The sequence below is a fragment of the Pseudoalteromonas sp. 20-92 genome, from assembly GCF_030847595.1.
GTDB lineage: Bacteria > Pseudomonadota > Gammaproteobacteria > Enterobacterales > Alteromonadaceae > Pseudoalteromonas > Pseudoalteromonas fuliginea.
On sequence record NZ_JANJGQ010000001.1, the window covers coordinates 399,754 to 420,754 of the forward strand.

The 21,001-nt window shown below is 39.1% G+C and carries 22 protein-coding genes and 2 tRNA genes; 15 read left to right on the forward strand and 9 right to left on the reverse strand.

Annotation, left to right across the window (positions count from 1 at the left end; all coding sequences use genetic code 11):
• Window positions 1-21: 21 nt before the first annotated feature.
• Window positions 22-927 (forward strand): peptidylprolyl isomerase, encoded by a 906-nt coding sequence (locus tag NRL14_RS01635; protein ID WP_306723829.1) that lies wholly within the window; start codon window positions 22-24, stop codon window positions 925-927.
• A gap of 471 nt (window positions 928-1,398) precedes the next feature.
• Here NRL14_RS01635 and queF read toward each other — a convergent pair whose 3' ends face one another.
• Complete coding sequence (gene queF, locus NRL14_RS01640; RefSeq protein ID WP_024590784.1) at window positions 1,399-2,244, reverse strand: NADPH-dependent 7-cyano-7-deazaguanine reductase QueF; 846 nt, start codon at window positions 2,242-2,244, stop codon at window positions 1,399-1,401.
• Between the two features lie 59 nt (window positions 2,245-2,303).
• Here queF and syd point away from each other — a divergent pair, with 59 nt between their 5' ends.
• Window positions 2,304-2,843, forward strand: a complete 540-nt coding sequence (gene syd, locus NRL14_RS01645; RefSeq protein ID WP_306723830.1) for a SecY-interacting protein — start codon at window positions 2,304-2,306, stop codon at window positions 2,841-2,843.
• 65 nt (window positions 2,844-2,908) lie between these two features.
• On the opposite strand, the gene NRL14_RS01650 is transcribed toward syd, so the two are convergent.
• From NRL14_RS01650 to NRL14_RS01660, 3 genes are all read right to left on the reverse strand, one after another.
• The gene (locus NRL14_RS01650; RefSeq protein WP_306723831.1) at window positions 2,909-3,682 is read right to left on the reverse strand and encodes a Zn-ribbon-containing protein; all 774 of its coding nucleotides are present in this window, start codon (window positions 3,680-3,682) and stop codon (window positions 2,909-2,911) included.
• Window positions 3,683-3,695: 13 nt separating this feature from the next.
• On the reverse strand, window positions 3,696-3,962 hold the full coding sequence (locus NRL14_RS01655; protein ID WP_007378199.1) for a hypothetical protein: 267 nt from the start codon (window positions 3,960-3,962) through the stop codon (window positions 3,696-3,698).
• 96 nt (window positions 3,963-4,058) lie between these two features.
• The gene (locus tag NRL14_RS01660) at window positions 4,059-4,295 is read right to left on the reverse strand and encodes a DUF2789 domain-containing protein (protein WP_096793422.1); all 237 of its coding nucleotides are present in this window, start codon (window positions 4,293-4,295) and stop codon (window positions 4,059-4,061) included.
• A 153-nt stretch (window positions 4,296-4,448) separates the two neighbouring features.
• On the opposite strand from NRL14_RS01660, the gene NRL14_RS01665 reads away from it, so the two are divergent.
• A complete protein-coding gene (locus NRL14_RS01665) occupies window positions 4,449-5,102 on the forward strand; it encodes a GNAT family N-acetyltransferase (RefSeq protein WP_306723832.1) in 654 nt (217 codons plus the stop codon).
• 727 nt (window positions 5,103-5,829) lie between these two features.
• On the opposite strand, the gene NRL14_RS01670 is transcribed toward NRL14_RS01665, so the two are convergent.
• Together NRL14_RS01670 and NRL14_RS01675 are read right to left on the reverse strand one after the other, a co-directional pair.
• Window positions 5,830-6,129 (reverse strand): DUF3301 domain-containing protein, encoded by a 300-nt coding sequence (locus NRL14_RS01670; protein WP_306723833.1) that lies wholly within the window; start codon window positions 6,127-6,129, stop codon window positions 5,830-5,832.
• The gene (locus tag NRL14_RS01675) at window positions 6,130-7,188 is read right to left on the reverse strand and encodes a DUF3549 family protein (protein ID WP_306723834.1); all 1,059 of its coding nucleotides are present in this window, start codon (window positions 7,186-7,188) and stop codon (window positions 6,130-6,132) included.
• 104 nt (window positions 7,189-7,292) lie between these two features.
• Here NRL14_RS01675 and NRL14_RS01680 point away from each other — a divergent pair, with 104 nt between their 5' ends.
• From NRL14_RS01680 to NRL14_RS01690, 3 genes are read left to right on the forward strand one after another with little or no spacing between them, the layout of a single operon-like run.
• Complete coding sequence (locus tag NRL14_RS01680; protein ID WP_096793420.1) at window positions 7,293-7,613, forward strand: YqcC family protein; 321 nt, start codon at window positions 7,293-7,295, stop codon at window positions 7,611-7,613.
• Window positions 7,606-8,370 carry a tRNA pseudouridine(65) synthase TruC gene (gene truC, locus NRL14_RS01685; RefSeq protein WP_033037834.1) on the forward strand — a complete coding sequence of 255 codons (765 nt, stop codon included), beginning with the start codon at window positions 7,606-7,608 and terminating at the stop codon, window positions 8,368-8,370. Before NRL14_RS01680 ends, truC begins: the two co-directional genes overlap by 8 nt.
• Entirely contained in the window at window positions 8,370-8,819 is a 450-nt protein-coding gene (locus NRL14_RS01690) for a flavodoxin (RefSeq protein WP_010553680.1), read from the forward strand. Before truC ends, NRL14_RS01690 begins: the two co-directional genes overlap by 1 nt.
• Before the next feature lie 65 nt (window positions 8,820-8,884).
• On the opposite strand, the gene NRL14_RS01695 is transcribed toward NRL14_RS01690, so the two are convergent.
• Entirely contained in the window at window positions 8,885-10,465 is a 1,581-nt protein-coding gene (locus NRL14_RS01695; RefSeq protein WP_007378207.1) for a LysM peptidoglycan-binding domain-containing protein, read from the reverse strand.
• Between the two features lie 155 nt (window positions 10,466-10,620).
• Window positions 10,621-11,394, reverse strand: coding sequence for a hydroxyacylglutathione hydrolase (gene gloB / locus NRL14_RS01700; RefSeq protein WP_306723835.1), 774 nt, complete (start codon window positions 11,392-11,394; stop codon window positions 10,621-10,623).
• A 53-nt stretch (window positions 11,395-11,447) separates the two neighbouring features.
• Here gloB and NRL14_RS01705 point away from each other — a divergent pair, with 53 nt between their 5' ends.
• The gene (locus tag NRL14_RS01705) at window positions 11,448-12,233 is read left to right on the forward strand and encodes a class I SAM-dependent methyltransferase (RefSeq protein ID WP_008138494.1); all 786 of its coding nucleotides are present in this window, start codon (window positions 11,448-11,450) and stop codon (window positions 12,231-12,233) included.
• Between the two features lie 162 nt (window positions 12,234-12,395).
• Here NRL14_RS01705 and rnhA read toward each other — a convergent pair whose 3' ends face one another.
• Window positions 12,396-12,860, reverse strand: coding sequence for a ribonuclease HI (gene rnhA / locus NRL14_RS01710; RefSeq protein WP_007378210.1), 465 nt, complete (start codon window positions 12,858-12,860; stop codon window positions 12,396-12,398).
• 68 nt (window positions 12,861-12,928) lie between these two features.
• Between rnhA and dnaQ the strand changes: the two genes are divergently transcribed.
• From dnaQ to NRL14_RS01750, 8 genes are all read left to right on the forward strand, one after another.
• Complete coding sequence (dnaQ, locus tag NRL14_RS01715; RefSeq protein ID WP_007378211.1) at window positions 12,929-13,642, forward strand: DNA polymerase III subunit epsilon; 714 nt, start codon at window positions 12,929-12,931, stop codon at window positions 13,640-13,642.
• Window positions 13,643-13,651: 9 nt separating this feature from the next.
• Complete coding sequence (locus NRL14_RS01720) at window positions 13,652-15,022, forward strand: TIGR03503 family protein (protein WP_306723836.1); 1,371 nt, start codon at window positions 13,652-13,654, stop codon at window positions 15,020-15,022.
• Between the two features lie 97 nt (window positions 15,023-15,119).
• A tRNA-Asp gene (locus NRL14_RS01725) sits at window positions 15,120-15,196 on the forward strand.
• Window positions 15,197-15,250: 54 nt separating this feature from the next.
• Window positions 15,251-15,327, forward strand: a tRNA-Asp gene (locus NRL14_RS01730).
• A 171-nt stretch (window positions 15,328-15,498) separates the two neighbouring features.
• Window positions 15,499-16,212 carry a response regulator transcription factor gene (locus NRL14_RS01735; RefSeq protein WP_007378009.1) on the forward strand — a complete coding sequence of 238 codons (714 nt, stop codon included), beginning with the start codon at window positions 15,499-15,501 and terminating at the stop codon, window positions 16,210-16,212.
• Window positions 16,209-17,567 carry a histidine kinase sensor domain-containing protein gene (locus NRL14_RS01740; protein WP_306723837.1) on the forward strand — a complete coding sequence of 453 codons (1,359 nt, stop codon included), beginning with the start codon at window positions 16,209-16,211 and terminating at the stop codon, window positions 17,565-17,567. Before NRL14_RS01735 ends, NRL14_RS01740 begins: the two co-directional genes overlap by 4 nt.
• A gap of 192 nt (window positions 17,568-17,759) precedes the next feature.
• The gene (locus tag NRL14_RS01745; RefSeq protein ID WP_306723838.1) at window positions 17,760-19,796 is read left to right on the forward strand and encodes a TonB-dependent receptor domain-containing protein; all 2,037 of its coding nucleotides are present in this window, start codon (window positions 17,760-17,762) and stop codon (window positions 19,794-19,796) included.
• A gap of 18 nt (window positions 19,797-19,814) precedes the next feature.
• A complete protein-coding gene (locus NRL14_RS01750) occupies window positions 19,815-20,936 on the forward strand; it encodes a PepSY domain-containing protein (protein WP_033038127.1) in 1,122 nt (373 codons plus the stop codon).
• Window positions 20,937-21,001: the final 65 nt, after the last annotated feature.

Consider the following 21,001-nt stretch of genomic DNA (forward strand, 5'->3'; position numbering starts at 1 on the left):
ATAATTATAAGGATATAAGCGATGAAAAAAATTATATTGCCAGCTCTGCTTAGTGTTTTATTAAGCGGTTGTGCTCAACAACTAGGTAATGGTGTTGCTAATCAAGAGCTACCTTTAATGAGCGCGAGTGAGGTAATTGCTAGTGCAACAGACAATGACTGGCGAGTAGTGAACGCCCAAAATATTTTAAAGATAACACTGCCAACGGGTGATGCGTACATTGAGCTTAATGAACGGCTTGCCCCAAAGCACGCTCAAAATATTAAAAAGTTAGTACGAGAAGGGTTTTATAAAAATACCAGCGTTTATCGGTTTGTTGAGGGTTTTGTAGCGCAAGGCGGGGACAGCTCGGGTAAAAAGTTAATTAAAACGGCAGACAAAACAGTCCCAGCTGAGTTTTATTTAACAACAAACAAACCACTTTTAATTACTGAGCTAAATGGCGACGGATATGCACCAGTTACCGGCTTTTTAAACGGCTTTGCAGTAGCTCAAAACTCAGCACATACGCAAACATGGCAAGTGCATTGTAGTGGCGTGTTTGCCATGGCGCGCGATAACGACATAAATAGTGCGAGCACGGAGTTTTTTGTAACGATAGGGCAAGGCCCGCGCTACCTCGATAAAAACATTACGGTGTTTGGTCGAGTGCTCGAAGGTATAGAGCATTTTAACCGTTTAGCGCGCACACCAACTGAAGGAAAAGCATTTAACTCAATTAAAAATATACAAGTGCTTGGCGATATACAAAGCGATAAAAGTATATTTAAAGTGATGAAAACAAACTCACCGGTGTTTAAAAACTTGATCAGTGCTCGTAAAAACCGTATTGAACCATGGTTTGTTAAAGCACATAACTACGTTGATGTGTTTGGTATGCCTATACCCACTAAGCGTGAAGTTATACCAATTCCAATAAATAGCTGATCTATTTTACTTGCTAAAACAACCCATTTCTTTGTTGTAAATTTCGCAAAGGGAACAACCATTTACATCAATTTACGCCTAGAACTGAATTATTTTTTCGGCGTAAAATTTAGATCACATACTTAATGGAATTGGTATTAATTAAAGAATGTAAAAAAGGAGCCTAGGCTCCTTTTTTAATACGAGGGTCTGTCGATCTTTGCGGGTTAAAATTTGTTCAATCTAGGGGCTGTTTAATCTCGGCGCGAGGTTTGTAACCTAGTGGGCTAAGTAAAAACCGAGCAAAAAAGAGTGAATAGCCCCTAGGCAGAACCCTTTGGGCAGCGCCTGTTTGGCATTAATGCTACGTTATCGCCTATTTATGGGGAACAACCACACTGCATAGGCTCTGCCTTGCCTAAATACCAAACAGACTGCTGCAAATTTAACCTTGAAAGGTCAACAGACCCTGATGTTCCAGTTTAAAATAACCTACTGACGATTAATTTTAACTGCAAATGGCGTATCGTTATAATGCGTAGAGCGATACGGGTTTATATCAAGCCCGCCGCGACGAGTATAACGCGCGTAAACCTCTAACTCTTTAATATTAAGTTGTGTTGTTAAATCGCTATAAATACGCTCAACACACTGCTCATGAAATTCGTTATGTGTTCTGAACGAAATTAAGTAACGCAGTAACGATTCGCGACATATTTGCTCGCCTGTGTATCGTATAATCACACTTGCCCAGTCAGGCTGGGAGGTAATTAAACAGTTCGACTTAAGTAAATGGCTATAGAGCGTTTCTGTTACTACGTTATCACTTTTTGCTTTAAGTGAATTAGCATCAATATCGTAATTATTAATTTCAATATCTAAGTCATCAATACATTCACCTGGCAGCGCCGTACACGGTAAGCAATTGTAATCATCAGGATTATATAAAGTCACTTTGACAGGGCTGTTAACCGCGTTTGATAAATCATCAATTAAGTGCTGTTTAACTACATCAATGCTTTCAAATCGGGTTTGGTTAAAGCTATTTAAATAAAGTTTAAACGACTTTGACTCAATAATATGGCTGCTTTGGCATTCAAAGGTAAATAAGGCTACGGCAACTTGCGGTTTACCTTTATTGTTTAGCCATGAAAGCTCGTAACCTGTCCAAATATCTTGGCCTTTAAATGGAAGCTCTGCTTCGTCAATATTTAAAGCATCACGATTTAGTTTGCGCGCAATAGGGAAAAGCAAGCTTGGCGTGTACACATCTACATACTCAGTAGATTGGCCTAATACGCTACCTTTAAGGTCTGGAGAATTGCTGTAATCTGTCATGTTTGCTCTTAAATAGTTACAATAGGGACATTATATCTAATTTAAATGAGTTTCACAGTATGTCTGTTGCATTGCTTATAGAACAACTTCATCAAACATTTAGCGAAAATACCCTTAAAAACACTACAAAGTACCCACTTATTGCGCACGACGAACAATGGCCAAGCCCATGTGAAGTTGGCGAGGTTGACGAGCAAGGAAAAATTCAATGGCAGGGGGCGCGTCAGCAACCTACAGGTTCGCTTAATGATTTAGCCAGTGCACTAGAACTTGAGTTTCCAAAAGCGCTTAGCGAGCTATACGGACATATGTACGGTGGAAGTATTTTAGCAAGTATTGATGGGCATCAGGTTGAATTACTACAAGCATGGAACGAAGACGATTTTAATTTGCTACAGCAAAATATAACGGGCCACGTTTTAATGAAACGCAAGCTCAAGCAGCCAGAAACAGTATTTATTGGTTTAACAGATCAAGATGATTTACTAGTAAGTGTATTGGTGCACACTGGTGAAGTATGTTTAGAGCACGTAGGCAAAAAAACACACCATGTACTTGCACCTAACATTAATGCTTTTTTAAAGGCATTAGAGGTTTAAAACGTGTTTAATAAATCAGCTTAGCGTCATCACTAAGCTGATTTATTAAACACTCATTGAAGTGGTTATTGAAAATCCCACGATATATTAGACACTAAGCCACATGGCTCACACCTAAAGTCGAATAACCCAAACCACGATTCAGGTAATTTCCAGTCGCCATGACAGCTAGGGCATTTTCGTTCAAGTTCAGACGCTTTATCTACGCCGCCTACACGGTATAAATAATAATAGGTTGGCTTTTTAGTTAAAAAACTAATTCGCTTTGTTATGTCTTTTCCGCGTCTATATAGGTCGCTTTGGACACTCGATATTTCTTCAAGTGCCGGAAACTCACAACGGGTTGCGCCATTAATTTGAATTTGATCGCAGGCTTGCCAATCTTCTTGCCATTTTATAAGCGTTTTATAGTCACCATTAGCAATTGCCGGAATACGAAATAGCGGCACAGGCAAAAAGTCATCACCACAATAAAGCGGGCTGCACGTATGCACATAGGTTGTATATAAAATATAACTTGATGGTTCTTTGCAGCAATCAGCGCCGTTGGAGTGAATATCTTGTCCAATTACTTTTACTTTTGGCGCAAGTAGCCCAGCACTATGTAACTTTTCGATACTGTGCTTAACAAACGGGCTGTTATTTAGCGGGTGCATTGCATCTTCAGTAGGGCACATTACGCGGGTAATAAAAAATCCATCTTTTAAAACGGTTGGAAATTCTTCCCCCATTATTTGACCATTAAAACGCAGTGCATTTACTAAGCGATTTATTGCGTGTTCGGCTTGTTCTAGGGTGGTGTCTTGGTAGCAATCAAAAGTTAAATCAACAACGAACATTTATAGTCTCAAATTATTTTTGTTCTAGCAGCGCAAGAAGTTTATCGAGTTTTTGCTCAATTCTATCTAATTGACTTGTTTTAAGCTCAGTATTATCTGACTGCTGTGGGTTTCTCATGAAGTTATTAATTGAATCAGGATTGTTTTTATATTGGCTTACTGCTGCAATAATCATCGGCATTGGAACCGGTTGCGCCAAACGGCTTTTAGTTAGTGCTACAGTAGGGGTTTTGCCTTCATCGAGAAGGGCTTTGATTGCATCAAATACAACTGAATTCATTAGATATATAACTCTTTAATAAAATAAATACGCAGCATATAAATGCTGCGCAAATGCTATGTTAGCAATAAATAAGGGAGGGTACATTAAATAAAATTACTTACTTTGACGAATGCGTACATCTAACTCGTCAATTACTTCACTCCAATCTCCATCTTCTGCAAGGGATTCAGCTAAAAAGTGTTGTTGTGCTTCATCCCAAAAAGAAGCTTCTTGGAGTAATGTTGTGTCTTCTAATTCATGTGAGGCAATAAACGCATCTATTTGCTCATCACTATTTGGTAATCCAAGCTGTGCAAAAAGTGTGTTAATGTCGTGTTTTGTCGTATCCATGATATTGCTCCTTTAAATGAATGAAAACTTATTCTAAGGATTAACTCTACTCCTAGCTAGTTAAACTCTAGCTGAATTTACGGTTAATAATTTTAGGTATATAGTTAGGTATAAAGTTAAACAGTCTACAGCTAAAATAATAAAGGAAATACAATGAGTGTAACCACGCCAGCTGATACGTTCAGCGTACAGTATTTAGCCGCAGAAGATATTAGCACCGCAGCAAGCCTAATTTATCAGGCTTACCATGACGATCCTGTATTACAAAACATGCTTAGCTACAATGACGAAAATAAATCAGTATACGAAAAAAAATTACGATCATTAATTCGCGAAGAGCTCAGTAGTTTTTGGCAAGAAAAACAGCCACTAATTGGTTTATACCGCAACGACAAATTAAAAGCAGTAGCGTGTGTATTTGAATCTAATAGCCAATTACAAGCGCAGCGTTATTGGCACTGGCGCTTAAAATTAATGCTGAGTGCAGGCTATTTACAAACAAATCAATTAATAGATAAAGAACAAACAATTAGAGACGCCCTTAAACAGAAAGGTAATTACTATTTTTTAGCTTTTATTGCCGTAGATCCGCATTTTCATGGGCAAGGATTTGGCCGTTACTTACTACGTGGACTGGATGACTTAGTTAAATGTAACGCTGAGTCAACAGGGATGGCTGTATTTGTAACGCGTAAAGAACACATTGAGTTTTTTAAAACTGAAAAGTTTGAAGCATTTAAACACCTTACTTTTAACCAAGTAGAGGGCGAATTACTGTTTAAATCAATAATTGAGCCAGCTATTTAAAATTATAATGTAAGCCAATGCGCCCAAACGGACATAAGGCCGTGAGACATCTCTTACATTGTTGTGAGCATAATCAGTTTAAGGCTACTATTAAGTGGCTTTTTTTAATTTAAGTTGCTGTTATTAAATGTTTATTTTGTTTTTTTCATTTTTGTGACGCTTATTTATTTAATGTTAAGTCCTATTACTCACACTCGTTTGCTTTAAACTTTACTTTGTCAAGAAGACATAGCTCAATGATTGAGTTACTGCCAAGGATATGGAATAGGCAACGTAGCGGACGCTAGCAGGAAGCAAAAAGGACAAGTTAACAAGGAAAGCAAGGACGAATAGGAAGTGCAAGGTGCGCTAAAGTAGCAGGAGCTACTTAAAGGATTACCACGGATGATGCTAAAGGATATAGCCAAGCGTTAGATTACGCATAGGCCAAGGTGGCGAGAGGACATGGCAGGATGCAAAAGTGGCAGGAGCTACTTCAAAGGATTACCAGGGATGATGCTACAGGATGTAGCTAAGCGTTAGTTTGCGTGGATTTGCCAAGATGGTTATGGATATTGCAGGATGCAATGTGAGGGTAAATAAGGCTGTTTACTCGTTCAGGGGATGATAATACGGATTAATAGATAACGGATATCTAGCAGGATGCAGTCCAATTGGGGCGTAACTTTAGTTACGCCTTAGTTTTTTGTGTTTGAGTAAATTTAATTTAGCCCTAAATTAAATCCATTTATATTTTATGTGGTGGAACAACCACGCTTTTCAAAAACTCATTTTCCATAATTAACACGCCTTGATAAGCATTTTCACCATTGCTTGAAAATTCAAATATGAATTCACTTTTGATACCTGGCTTGCCGCTCTTTAAAAAACCAAAGCGGCGTTTTGTGCAAGCAACACTCATCAACTGCACCTGCAGTTGCTCACTTTGGCGTTTAGCATGAACGTTCGCCGCTTCTGCCACCTTTCGGTTAAGCCAAAATAAGTAAATTACACTACCAATAAGTATGAACGTCCATAAACTTGCCATTTAAGAGAATAACCTTCCAATTGCACGCGCGAGGGTTTCGCTGCGATTTTCTTTACGTAATAAGCCTAATAAATGCGGGCGAATAGTCGGTATTGCAACTAAATCAGCAAAAATACTTGGAAACAATTCTTCAATTTTTTGATGATGCGCGCAATTATCCATAAATACATGTAAGCGTTCAGGGTTTTCTAATTGTTTAAAACAACGCCCAGCTATCGTTAATAACACATCTGAATTCTGCCCTGCAGGTGAGCTTAGTACAGTATCAACTAATTGAGCGCATAGCCCTTGAGCTTGACCTTTTGAAACAGCTCTTAGTGCTGCGGTTATAGCTAATGTATCGTTATTACTAATTGCGGCCTGCGTGTAATCAACAAGTAACTCACTCATTGATGTTGGTATTTCAACGTGTTCAAGCATGGCACTGAGTGGTTGCAGTACTTCAATAGGTAAATGCGCCCATGCTTTTTGCAGATTACTTAAGTTTGTATCGCTGCCCAAGCGTAGTGCAAAATCGGCAATACCCTGCAGTGCAACACTTTGCCAATTATCAAAACCAATTTTACCGCTAAAGTAAAGCTGTGCACCAATTTTACCGCTAAAGTAAAGCTGTGCATGCTCGTAATACTGCGACGCAGGCTGTTTTAATAGTACTTTTACTTGGGCGTTAAATGCCGCTAATTTATTTGCGTTTGGCGTAAAAACATAAGGATTATTATCAAGTTTTCCATCGGCTTGCTCACCTGTAATTTCAGTGCCTAGCGCTTGAATAACCATATCAGCAAAGTGATCGCGACTAGCACTTACCAGCATACTTTGCTCATCAAGTGGAAACTTTAAAAACCATACATAAGGTTCTTTACTGGCTTTAGTATCCCAAAATTGAATAGCGAGCCATGCATGACCAGCAAGTGGGTAAGGGTAAGGCACTTGAGCTTGTTCAATAGCTAAAAATTGTTTTTTATCAAGCTTAGTAATGTGCCTGCCAATATCAAAAGCACGCCACTGAGTACCCGCACCATCTAAAAGCTGACCTAATGTAGCTATTTGATCACTCATTGTTTTCTCAACTGTTTTTACTGCAAAATTACATTAATTATACGTCATAGCCGCCTATGAGGGAACAGGGTATAATTGCATTACATATATAAAAGAGGGTGGTTATGTACCAGCAAACCCAAACTTATTTAGTGCAGCTAACAGCACTTTTACAAAAGCACGCGCTTTGGCAAAGTGAGCCAATAGACGCTGAGGCACTGCTTTCAAATACTCCTTTTTGTCACGATACAATGGCATTTGAGCAGTGGTTACAGTTTGTATTTATTGAAAAAATACAGCAACTAATAACACATAGGCAACCACTGCCGCGTAACTTTGCTATTGCCCCTATGGCGCAAATGACACTTGTGCATAAAGCCGGAAGCGATGAAATAATTGAATTACTAACAGCCCTTGATACCTTTTTAGGAGAACCAAATGAGTGAGCGTCCAGCGCCTATTGAATATGGCGAGCTGACTATTTTGTATCAAGATGAAAACTATGTGGCTATAAATAAGCCTTCAGGTTTATTAGTGCATCGCTCGTTTTTAGATAAACACGAAACCCAGTTTGCTATGCAAATGTTGCGCGACCAGCTAGGGCAACATGTATTTCCAGTACATAGGCTCGATAGACCTACGTCGGGCGTATTACTGTTTGCATTGAGCTCGGAAGCTGCTCGCGATATGAACCAGCTATTTATTGAAGGTACCATTGCTAAGCGCTATTTAGCCTTAGTGCGCGGTTTTGCGCCAGAGTCAGTATTTTTAGATAAACCGCTTAAAGAAGAGCTGGATAAAATAGCCGATAAATTTGCAGATCAAGACAAAGCACCACAAGAAGCGCAAACCCAGTTTAATTGCTTGCACCAAGTTGCACTGCCTATTCCTATTGGTAAGTACCCAACAGTGCGTTACTCGTTAGTTGAGTGTTTTCCAAAAACAGGGCGCAAGCATCAAATTCGCAGGCACTTAAAGCACTTATCACTGCCTATCATTGGTGATGTAAATCACGGTGATAACCAGCATAATCAATTTTTTAGGGATCATTTTGAGCTAAGACGGTTAATGTTATTTGCAACAGAGCTTAGTTTTGTGCACCCTTATAGTAATGAATCAATAAAAATTAAAGCGCCACTAGGTGAAGACATGCTTAAAATATGTAAGCAGCTAGGTTGGCCAGAGCAAGAAAAGGATTATTAATGGCACATATTAGTATTTTTGTAGGCAGCGTTAATGGCGGTGCTGAGCGTTTAAGCGATGAAGTTGCAGCCACAATTGAGCAAGCGGGTCATACTGCTACAGTAATTACTGAAGCATCACTTGATGATATAAAAAATGCATCGCATATTTTAATTGTCACCTCCACAACAGGGCAAGGTGATGTACCGAGTAATTTGGCAGGATTGTACTTTGCAATGAATAGCACTTTCCCAATGCTTACCGATAAACCGTTTGGTGTAATTGCAATGGGTGACAGATGTTACGGCGATACATTTTGTGGCGCAGGGCGAAGCTTTGACGAGCTACTACGCGATTTACAAGCAAAGCCTGTGGGCAACCGCCTAGAAATAGATGCATGTGAAGATTTTGAACCATGGCCAGTAACTGAGCCTTGGTTAAAAGTATGGCTAGAAAAACTACCTGCTTAATCCTTAACTTTAAGGTATTAAAAAAGGAGCGCATGCGCTCCTTTTTGCTTTTATAGCTTTATAAATTAACTACTTCTAACATCTACTTTAAGTTTTAGCTTTTGGCCAGGTTGTAAGTATTTTTGACCGGCTAAATTATTCCACTTAATAATTTCGTTAACGCTTAGATTAAACTTAGACGCAATACGTGCAAGTGAATCACCTCGGCGTACTTTGTATGTAATAGTACGGTTGGTGCTTGCCGTTGCTTGTGGTTTATTAGCTGACTTATAAACAGTTAGTTTTTGATTTAGGCGCAATACAGAGTTTTTCTTTAGTTTATTCCACTTAGCCAACTCATCCATAGTTACGTCATATTCGCGGCTAATGTCCCATAACGTGTCGCCACTTTTAACTGTGTGCGAAAGCTTTGTGCGAGTTGCTTTATTAGCAGCTAAACGCATCTGCTTTGGTAAATGCTCACTATTTATAGCGCCATCAGTAAGCGGGACTAATAATTCTTGGCCTACTTTAATCGTATTTGATTTGAGTTTATTAAGCGATCGGATTGCGCTTGAGCTTGTTGTAAACTTTTTGGCAATTACCGATAAGCTGTCGCCTCGAGCCACAATATAACGCTGCCAGCGTAATCTGTTTTTAACATCAGTGTTTGCTAGTTTTTGGCTAAATTCCTCTGCTTTATCAACAGGCAATAATAAAGAATGTGGGCCATTGGGATCAGTTGCCCAGCGATTAAAACCGGGGTTTAATCTGTATAGCTCAGTAAGCGTCATATCAGCCATATCAGCAGCAAGTGCTAAATCTATTTGCGAGCCAACATCAACCACTTCAACCACTTGTGCATTAATTACTGGTTGCCATGTAACGTTAAAATCATCTGAGCGTTTTAATAAATCGGCAAGTGCTAATAACTTTGGTACGTAGGCTGTTGTTTCGCTTGGTAAATCAAGAGACCAAAAATCGGTAGGTAAATGCTTTTTACGATTCTTTTTAATCGCGCGCATTAAACGCCCTTCACCTGAATTATAAGCAGCAATCGCATTTAGCCAATCGCCTTCAAGTGTTTTATGTAAATACGATAAGTAATCAAGTGCTGCGCGAGTCGACTGCACTATGTCGCGACGACCGTCGTACCACCAGTTTTGTTTTAAATCGAATCGCTCACCGGTTGCAGGCATAAACTGCCAAATGCCCGATGCGCTGCGATTAGAATAACCAAACGGGTCAAATGCACTTTCTACAATAGGCAGTAGTGCAATTTCGATTGGCATTTCGCGCTTTTCTACTTCTTCAACAATAAAGTGTAAGTAAGGCTCTGCACGTTTAGAAATACGATCTAAATAGGCTTGGTGGCGAGCATAATAATTACGTTCAGTAACAACAGGGCGGTTTTGCGGTATTTCGATAGAAAGTTGGTAGCGAATTCGCTCCCACACATCATCAAACACGGGAGCTTCTTGCTCATCAGGGTCGACTTGCTGATATTGTGCGTTTACCATCAATGCATTGTTAATGTCGTTAGGACTTGCGCCTTCGAGTTGTTGGTTTGTTTGCGTGGCGACTTGAGAGTCTGAGTCTAAAGTTGTCACAGTTTGACAACCACTTAGCGCTAACGCCAAGGCTATTAATAGGGGAGATTTATTCATAAATACCAATACATCGGGTAAAAAACTCGGCGAATACTACCTGTTATGAGTTAACATTGCCACTGAATGACTTTTTAAAACGCAGAAATAGAATCATCACTATATCTTAAGTTAATGATTCTAATAAAATAAATGTTAAAGTATTAGTTTGTGCATTAAAAATTGTCTTTGAACTGCCTCAGACTAGCAAAGTTCCCCCAAGGTTCATTGTTTTTTGTAACCGAGGTAAACTCTTCTGGCACTAACTCTGTAATGGTTGGCAAATCGCTACGCATAAATGGATTTATTTTTAGCTCTTGGCCAATAGAAGTGGGTAGGGAGATTTGGTTATTACTGCGTAATTCATCTACTTTTTTACTGTAGGCAAGGAGTTCTGGGTTACGTGGTTCAACGGCTTTGGCAAAGGCAAGGTTAGCTTGCGTGTATTCGTGCGTGCAATACACACTGCAGCTTGCAGGCAGCTCTCTTAGTTTATTAAAAGACTCCCACATTTGCTCTGGCGTGCCTTCAAATAAGCGCCCACATCCACCGCTAAACAATGTATCGCCGGTAAAAGCAAGTTCATCATTTGTGTAACAAATATGATCAAGCGTGTGCCCAGGAGTTGCTAAAATAGTAAAGTTAATATTAAGCACACTGATGCTTTGTCCATCAGTGAGTGCGTGAGTGACGCCTTTAAATGGACTATTTGCAGGGCCATAAACCGATATATCTGGATAGGCGTCAACTAATTCAGCTACGCCATCGGTGTGGTCGTAGTGATGATGCGTAATTAAAATGCCACCAAGCGTTAGTATATGCTCAGCGAAGTACGTTAGTACGGGATGTGCTTGGCCTGGATCGACGACCCATGCTTGGTTACTGTTATCGGTAGTTAAACACCAAATGTAATTATCAGAAAAGGCTTTAATTGCTTTGACTTGCACCATGGTAAATTGCTCTATAAAGTGACACTTATCGCATAGTATAACGAGCTCAAAAAATGAAACCAGCCCTTAGTTTTCAAGAAGGACCCAAACCACTGTCGTGGCAGCAGTTTCCTCATGGGGATTATTTGCGTGCAGATATTGAACGCAAAATGGAGCAATGGCTGCCGCGTATGTTTGGCTATCATATGCTTAAGTTGGGTAATTTAAGTGGCGAATTAAACACAAGTATAAGTACGATTAAACATCAAGTGTGTGTTGCAGAGCCAGGACCTTACACCGGGGTAGTTGCTGACATAGATGAACTGCCATTTTACGAGCACAGTATTGATGCTTGCATACTAAGCCATTGCTTAGAGTATCATTCAGACCCGCATCATATTTTACGAGAAGCACATCGCACGCTTATTCCGGGCGGTTATATACTCGTGACTGGTTTTAATCCGTTTAGTTTGTGCGGGCTTGCACAAATGCTGCCTTTTAGTGGTCAGAAATTACCATGGACAGGGCGCTTTTTTACCCCTGCGAGGGTTAAAGATTGGCTAAATTTATTGGGTTTTGAAATTGTAAGTGACGAACGTTTTATTTATTCATCACTGGCAAGAGGTAACAGGTTATCAAGATTTGAGTTTTGGCGGACTTTTGCAAAACAGTATTTAAAACCAATGGGCAGTGTTTATATGCTGGTGGCACGAAAAAGAGTTGCGCCACTTACGCCGATAAAACCTAAGTGGCATGCAAGGCCGCAGTTTGCACCCGTAAAAGGGGCAGGGCTTAGGCAAACCTCTAAGCAGCATTACAAAACGTGTGACCAAAAAAATAATACCAATTGCATTAAATAAGTGATCTATTATAGCGCTAAGAAAATAGCACATTAACAAGGCGAAAATTGTGACATATAGTTGTTCTATATGAATAATTTTTAACGCAGTTAGTGAGTTATTTAATGCGATAGAATGAACATGTTTTTAATAAATTGGTATAACAACTAGCTTAGAATAAATTTAAGGCTGGTAGCCTACATCTTCTAGTAAATCTTTACTGCCTGCGGCATCGCGCGCTAAATCGTCAACTATTTCGTTGTACTTATGGCCGCTATGCCCTTTAACCCATTTCCAGGTTACATTGTGCTCGCTACAGGCTTTATCTAGGCGTTTCCATAAATCGACGTTTTTAACCGGCTTTTTAGCTGATGTTAACCAGCCACGTTTTTTCCAGTTAGTGATCCACGATTCAATACCTTGCTTAACATATTGGCTATCGGTTGTTAGATTTACTTCGCATTCTCGAGTGAGTGATTCTAGGGCTACAATAGCCGCGAGCATTTCCATTCGGTTATTCGTTGTGAGTTTATAACCTTGGCTCATTTCTTTTTCGTGACCGTTATAAATCATAAAAATACCATAACCGCCGGGGCCTGGATTACCTAAACATGAGCCATCGGTGTAAATCTCTACGGTTTTTTGCACTGTTTTACCTTGATCTTATGTACAATAAAGTGATTATAGAAAGATACCAGAATCAGGCTAAATTCGATATGGCACGTAGACAAATAGTTTTAGATACAGAAACCACCGGCATCGACCCTAAACAAGGGCACCGTATTATAGAAATTGGGTGTGTAGAGTTAGTAAATCGCCGTTTAACAGGCAATAACTTTCACGTTTATATAAACCCACAACGCCCAAGCGAAGAAGAAGCAATCGACGTTCACGGTATCACTAACGAATTTTTACGTGATAAACCACTGTTTCATCAAATCGCGCAAGAGTTTTTCGACTATATTGAAGGGGCTGAACTAGTTATTCATAATGCGCCGTTCGATGTTGGTCATATGGATAACGAATTTGCGTTGCTTAATCAGGGTTATCCTAAAACGAGTACGTTTTGTGAAGTTCTTGACACGCTTAAAATGGCGCGTGACTTGCATCCAGGTCAAAAGAACAATCTTGATGCTTTATGTCGTCGTTACGATGTAGATAACGCCAAGCGAACGCTTCACGGTGCGTTACTGGATTCTGAGATTTTAGCTGATGTTTACCTTGCCATGACGGGCGGTCAAACAAAACTTAATTTGAATCAAAACAAAGATGACGGCAGCGAGCAGCGAAAGGGGGGTATAAAGCGTTTAAATAGTGACAGAGCCCCACTAGTTGTATTGCGAGCAAGCGATGCTGAGCAAAGCGCACACGAAGCCCGATTAGATCTTGTAAATAAAGAAGGCGGCCAATGTTTATGGCGCGCTGAATAAGGCCATAATATGAAAACGATGTGTTTTGTAACTGTGCTAATAGCGGTTAGCTGTTTTACAAATAATGCTTATAGCGCTAAGCAAGTGGAAGTACTTAAACGCGATGGCCAACAAAATGAAATACCTTTATTAGAAAATCGTTTTCGTATAGATAGTCAAATTGATGAAATAACGTTACTTTTTTTTAGAAAGGCAGGTACACCTGCTGTTATTTTAGTAAGGCCAGATGGCAGTAAATACTTTGCTCCCGACTCAGTTAAAGATCCTAACATTGAATGGTTTGATGAACTTAACTACGATCTCGTTACAATTAAAAAGCCAACGCCTGGGCCTTGGCAAGTTATAGGCAGCATATTACCAGATAGTCGAATCGTGGTATTAGGTGAGGTGTCGTTGCAGGCAGAGTCGTTACCATCGGTGTTATTTAGAGGCGAATCTGTAAAGGTTACGGGTAGAGTATTAAATGATGGCGAACCAATTAATGCTAACTTATTTAAAGATGTGGTTAGTTTACATGTCGATTTTGTCAGTACTAACAACGAGAGTTTTGCGAATTTCGGTGCTGGTATACAAGAAGTTGCTGAGTTTAAAGATGATGGTCGTGGGTTTGATGAACGACCAAAAGATGGTGTATTTACCGGTGAATTTGAATTAGATTTCCCTGCAGGAGAGTGGACACCAGAACTTTACATTGCGACTCCTTTGCTACAAAGGCGTATAACCCAAAAAGCACTTATTATTCATGAGCCGCCTTTTGAGTTTGATATAGCTTTAGCTAAAGAGGATTTTGATGATCATATTTTAGCTATAACTATTGATGCAAACATTGTTAAACCTGAAACCGTGATAATTCAGGGCAAAATATATTATCCCAATAATGAAGAACAAATGTTTACTATTGATGCAATGGCAAATGTATCACGCCAGCTTACGATAAAAAATTATGACTGGGGTCGGTATAGTGTTGAACTGTCTGTTTTTGGCACTAATATAAATGATCGTGAATTTATGGCAACGCTACCCACATATAAATTTGAGATAGAACGACCCATAGAAGCGGTGCCCGAAATTGACCCTGCAACGATTATTACGCCTGATGAAATGATTAAAAGCGATCCTGATGAAGGAAAAATGACCACATCAACAATAATTAGTTTGATTGTCGGCTGTAATATATTCATATTATTGGTTGGTTGGCTGTTAATTCGTATATTTGTTCAGAAAAAGTCGATTAAATTTAACGTCAGGCTGCCTTTTTTAAAGAAAAAGAAAGCAAGTGAAGATGACGTTACTGACTCAGAAAAAAATCAAGTCGGTAAAAATGGCTCAAAAAGTGACAAATCAGGTGAAATTTTAAACCTTTCGATGACAGATGACTAAAAAACCTATAAAAAAACAAAAAAGCCCTTGACGAAATAGGGGTTGGTTCGTATTATTCACGCCGCTGTCAGGGAGACCTAAACAGCAACGAAAATATGGAGTGGTAGTTCAGTTGGTTAGAATACCGGCCTGTCACGCCGGGGGTCGCGGGTTCGAGTCCCGTCCACTCCGCCATTTGATATCATGATTAAAATTAGTAAGTGCATTACCCCATGCACATACCACTGCGGAGTGGTAGTTCAGTTGGTTAGAATACCGGCCTGTCACGCCGGGGGTCGCGGGTTCGAGTCCCGTCCACTCCGCCACTTGTTATTTCCTCAATAACAAGTTTATGATTTCAAACACTCAAACACTCAAACACTCAAACACTCAAAACACTCAAATAGTTAACTTTTTTCCTCTGCACCATTTTTGATATTGATTTGTATTACCATTTGCTTTAATTTGTTTTAATACTATAAAAATTATGGCTTTCTATGTCTGCACCACAGGCCTATCAACGCAACAAATTTGATTTTGATATTTTAGTTGTTGAAGACGATACATTACTTAATGATCAAATTACTGAATTACTAGCTAACCAAGGGTACTCTGTTACACAGTGTTTTGATGGTAATCATGCACTTGATTTAGCAGTTGCTCAGCGCTTTAGCCTTATTTTATTAGATGTTATGTTGCCGGGAAAAGACGGCTTGGCAGTGCTCAATATTTTACGTAGTTGTAATAGCACCCCTGTTATAATTGTATCGGCAAAACATGCTGAAGAAGAGCGCATTCTAGGTCTATCAGCCGGTGCGGATGATTATTTAGCGAAACCCTTTAATAGCCAAGAATTATTATTACGCGTAGATTCAGTACTAAGACGTGTTTTTAAACAAGACACTAATACTCCTTATATTGCTAATATTGATGGACTTGAGATAGATAGCTTACATCAACAGGTTTTTCTACATTGTGAGCTATTAACTTTTACGCCTATTGAGTTTGGCTTACTGCAAATTTTAATGAAAAACCAAGCACAAATACTGTTAAAACCTTTCTTATATCAAGTGGTGCTAAACAAACGTTTTAGCCAGTACGATCGTAGTTTAGATATGCATATGAGTCGTATTCGAAAAAAGTTAAATAATGCTGGCTGGGATGGCAGTCGTTTACACACAGTGCATGGCCAAGGATACTGTATTAAATGACACGACGTCTATTTTGGAAGCTGTGCTTAATTATTGGTACCGGTGTTGTTGCGATGTTCTATTTAATTAATGTCGCGGTTAATCACTTTGAAAATGATATGAGTATGTTAAGTGATTCAAGCCGAACAGAATTAACTGATTGGCAAACAAAGGCTGAGATTATATTTGATCAAGGCGATATGAGCGAGCTTGAGCGTTGGGTCGATAACTTGCAGCAACAAGAAAATATTTGGGCTGTAATTGCCAAAGCGAATGTGGTTGAGTTAGCTGGTAATCGCTCTCATCGTTATGAGTATACCGGGTATAATTTAGGGCGTAGCATTGATTGGAAAATCCATCTGTACTTCGACCGTGCACCGGCTATGCAGTTACCTTTTAAAGATGGTACAACTAGCCTTGTTGTGCAGTTGCCGCAAAGAATGCGTCCGGGGTCGCTTTGGAATTTAACACGCTTGTCGTTACAAGTTTTATTACCAATGTCTATATTGGTATGTTTATCTATTGTGCTATATCGTCATATCATGCATCCAATTAAAGAACTCGACTTAGCAAGTAGGGCATTTAGTAAAGGAGACTTTAGTGTCAGGGTTCGGGAGCAGTTGGGCTCACGTAACGACGAACTGTCTCAATTAGCTGAAACATTTGATTTAATGGCTGAGCGGATCAGTGAGCAAATTATGCACCAACGTGTATTATTAACGGATCTCTCCCACGAGTTGAGAACACCTTTAACACGCTTAGATATCGCAACGGATAACTTACTCTCTCACAGGGAGGAGGGCGTAGAGGACACACAAATTAAATTAGAACGTATTCATAAAGAGTCACAGCACATTCGTAAGTTAGTGGATGACACGCTAACTTTGTCTTGGTTAGATAATGAATCACCTCAGTTACGTATTGAATCTTTGGACTTAGTCGATTTACTCGAAATCCTCATTGAAGATGGACGTTTTGAGTACCCAGATAAACTGATTTCTGCTGACTTACCTAATCAAGCTCATATTGAAAACAGTAATCATAGGGCATTAGGTCAAGCACTTGAGAATATACTTAGAAATGCACTACGTTACACACCCATTAATAAACAAGTGCGCGTTAGTCTCATTGATCATGAATATGAATATCAAATTATTATTTCAGATCAAGGCCCTGGAGTGCCTAAAAAGCATTTAAATACTATTTTTAGGCCTTTCTTTCGGATTGATTCAGCCCGTTCGTGCAACAGTGATAGTTTTGGTTTAGGGCTTGCTTTAGCACAGCGACAATTAAACGCGATCGCAGCAACAGTATTTGCTACAAATAGCATTGCCGGTGGCTTAATCATGACGGTAACAGTACCTAAAGGTGTATGAAATTATATTTATTATTGTTAATACATCCAATTAATGAATAATTAAATCAGCATTTTAATTAATCCTATAGCTTAAGTAGGTTTCATTTCTGTGTTTTATTCACGCTAAATGTAACAAATGTAAAGTTGCTATGCTTTTCATTAAAAGAAAATGATAATCCTTCTTATTTACTATTAAGAAGGAACGTTCCCCTTGAAAAAGTTAGCCTTAGTGAGTGCCATTTGTACATCATTCAGTTCACCTATATCCGCGCAAGAACTTGCTAAAAGTAAAGCATCTGTTGAAAAAATATCTGTAGTTGGCTCTGCAACTAATTTGAGTATTACAGCTGAAGAAATAGAACAATATCAAGCAAGTGATCTGGCTGATATTTTTCGACATTCACCTTCTGTTAGCGTGGGTGGCTCGGTAGGCGTTGCGCAAAAGATCTATATTCGTGGTGTTGAAGATTCTTTATTAAATATAACGGTTGATGGTGCACAACAAACATCAACGTTATTTCATCATATTGGCCGTGTAACAATAGATCCAGACCTACTGCAACAAATAGATGTACAAGCGGGGGCCGGTGAAGCAACAAGTGGTCCTGGTGCGATTGGTGGCTCTATACGCTTTAAAACTAAAGACGCACAAGACCTACTTAACCAAGGTGAACAATTTGGTGGGCGTGTTAAAGCAAGTTATTTTTCAAATGACGGCACGCGTTTCAGTACCAGTGTATACGGTAAATTAAGTGATACATGGGGGTTATTAGGATATTTCAGTACTGTGGATCGCGATAACATGGAAGATGGTGATGGCGATACTATTTATGGTACAGCTGCTGATCAAGATATGATGTTTATTAAAGTCAGTGGTGAGTTAGCAGATAATCATCATTTATCGTTAAGTATTGAAAAACGCGACGAAGAAGGGGATTTTTCGGCACGTCCTAACTGGGCGGTGCAAGAAGGTGATGCTTTGTACCCAAGCGAAGCAAAACGAGATACTTACGTTGCTAATTATATATTTTCTCACAATAACTTATTGTATTTAGAAGCGACAGCATACAAAACCGAATCATCTTTTAATGGTGGTCGTTTTGCTTGGCTTGCTGACATTGATACATATGGCTTAGATATTCGCAATACAAGTATTATTGATGAACATAAATTTATTTATGGTGTTGATTATAGAAACGATGAAGTGTCGAGCGGATCTGCAGCAGGTACAAAAGAAAATGCAGAACAAGGCAGTGTACTTGGGGTTTATGCGCAAGGTTATAGTGATATTACCCCACAACTTTTACTGAGCTATGGGGTGCGTTTTGATAGTTATAAGTTTAAACAAGACATCTTATTAGATGAATATTATGGCACTGCAATTACAGAAAGTGCATCGAGTTTAGACGATAGTGAAGTAAGTTTTAATATAGGTTTAGCATACGACATAAATGATGCTTGGACAGTAGGGCTTGGGTATGCTGAAACTGCGCGTGGAAAACAAATAGGCGATGGCTTTACCATCGATGGATATTTATATGATGGCTCAGATATTCCCGTGGCGGATGAAAGTTTAGTACCTGAGACAGTCGCCAATATTGAGGCATCCATAACGTACACAAGTGAAAATTTATCCGCTAAGGCCAGTATTTACAATTCTTCTTTAGATGATGTGATATTTGAAGGATATGAAGGAGACTCGGTTTATAACAATATAGGCACGTTAGATACTAAAGGGTTTGAGTTTGACCTAGCATATCGCTTAAATTCATTTGATTTCTTCATTGGATTTTCAGCTACTGATACAGAGCTTGACCCTCGTAATGGTCTATATACTGTAAGCTATGATGCAATTGATATTAATGGTTATGAGTTTGTCGGTTTAGGTAATAGCAGAGGTAATACATGGGTTGCCGGCGTTGATTACGATGTTAACACCGATGCAAAGGTTGGTTTTAGTGTAACTAAAGTCGATTCGCTTGATATTGATACTCTTCATCAAGCCGTTGATCTTGGTTGGACCGATTCTTTATATACCCTAAATAAACCAAGCTATACCACTTTTGATCTATATGGACAGTGGAATGTGACGAATTCATTATTATTGAATGTTGCTGTTACTAATTTATTTAATGAGTTATATATCGATCATTCAAGTGTGGGTGATTACAGTGAAGTATTTGGTACTGTTGTTGGTCCATACGAATCTGGGCGCGATATTCGCTTATCGATTTCCTACCAGTTTTAAGAATAAGTAACTTATTTTATGTTCTTAAAACTATTTAAAAAGTGGGTCTTTTGGGCCCACTTAATTATAGGTCTAATCGCCGGTTTATTTATTTTTAGCATGTCGTTCACGGGTTTTCTATTAACCTATGAACGACAGATTGTTGAGCTAGATGAAATGCGATTTACTGTAAATAACACCTATGTTCAACAGCGACTATCGGCTGATGATGTTGTGGATATTTTGCGAAAATCGCATCCGAGTCAATCACATATTTATATTCGTTGGGTTAATCGAGAAGGGGCTGCCATTCCTGCCTGGGCTGGAAAGCATAGCTACTTATTACACCCTTATACAGGAGACGTGCTTCGTGAAGGAGAGGGGTTGGCGGCTGACTTTTTTCACGTTGTAACTGATATACATCGTTATTTATTACTGCATGGCGATTCGCAGGTGATTGGTAAAAATATAAATGGCTACGCTAATCTATTTTTTATCTTTTTATTACTATCGGGTGCTTATCTGTGGTTACCAAAGCGATTTAACCGCTCTGCGTTAAAAGGATACTTATTACTAGCAAAGAGTTACAAATCATCACATCATCGAAATAGGCAGTGGCATTTAGTTTTTGGGATTTGGTGTTTACCGGTTTTACTCGTTTTGTCATTAACGGCTACTTTGTTTCATTTTGACTGGGCGAATAAAGCGTTATATGGCGCGTTTGGGCAAAACGTACCCGAGCGAGAAAAGCATCTACCAGTATTCGATTTATCGGCAGATGAAGTACTGTACGATACTTTATTTCAACAAGCTAAAGTACATGCAATTAACAATGGTGCCGCTGATTGGTATTCAATGTGGTTAGAATTAGGTGACAAAAAACACGAAGCACGTTTTTATATTGATACCAGTATAGGGAATCGTCAAGAATATGCGTATTCATTATTTTTAGATACTCGCACGGGGGATGTAACTAAAACGCTAAAAAAATCGGATTGGACGCGAGGTGATCAAGCATGGGGAACATCTCGATTTTTACATACCGGTGAATACTTTGGTTTTTTAGGGCAAACATTAGCTGGTTTGGCATCATTGCTCGCATGTTTTTTAGTGTATACAGGCATAGTTTTAGCATGGAAGCGATTGATAACTAAGCGCTAATTTACACTTTTCGTCGAGTATTTGATTGCTTGAAATGTGCGATTTGATATATAAGAATTGATTTT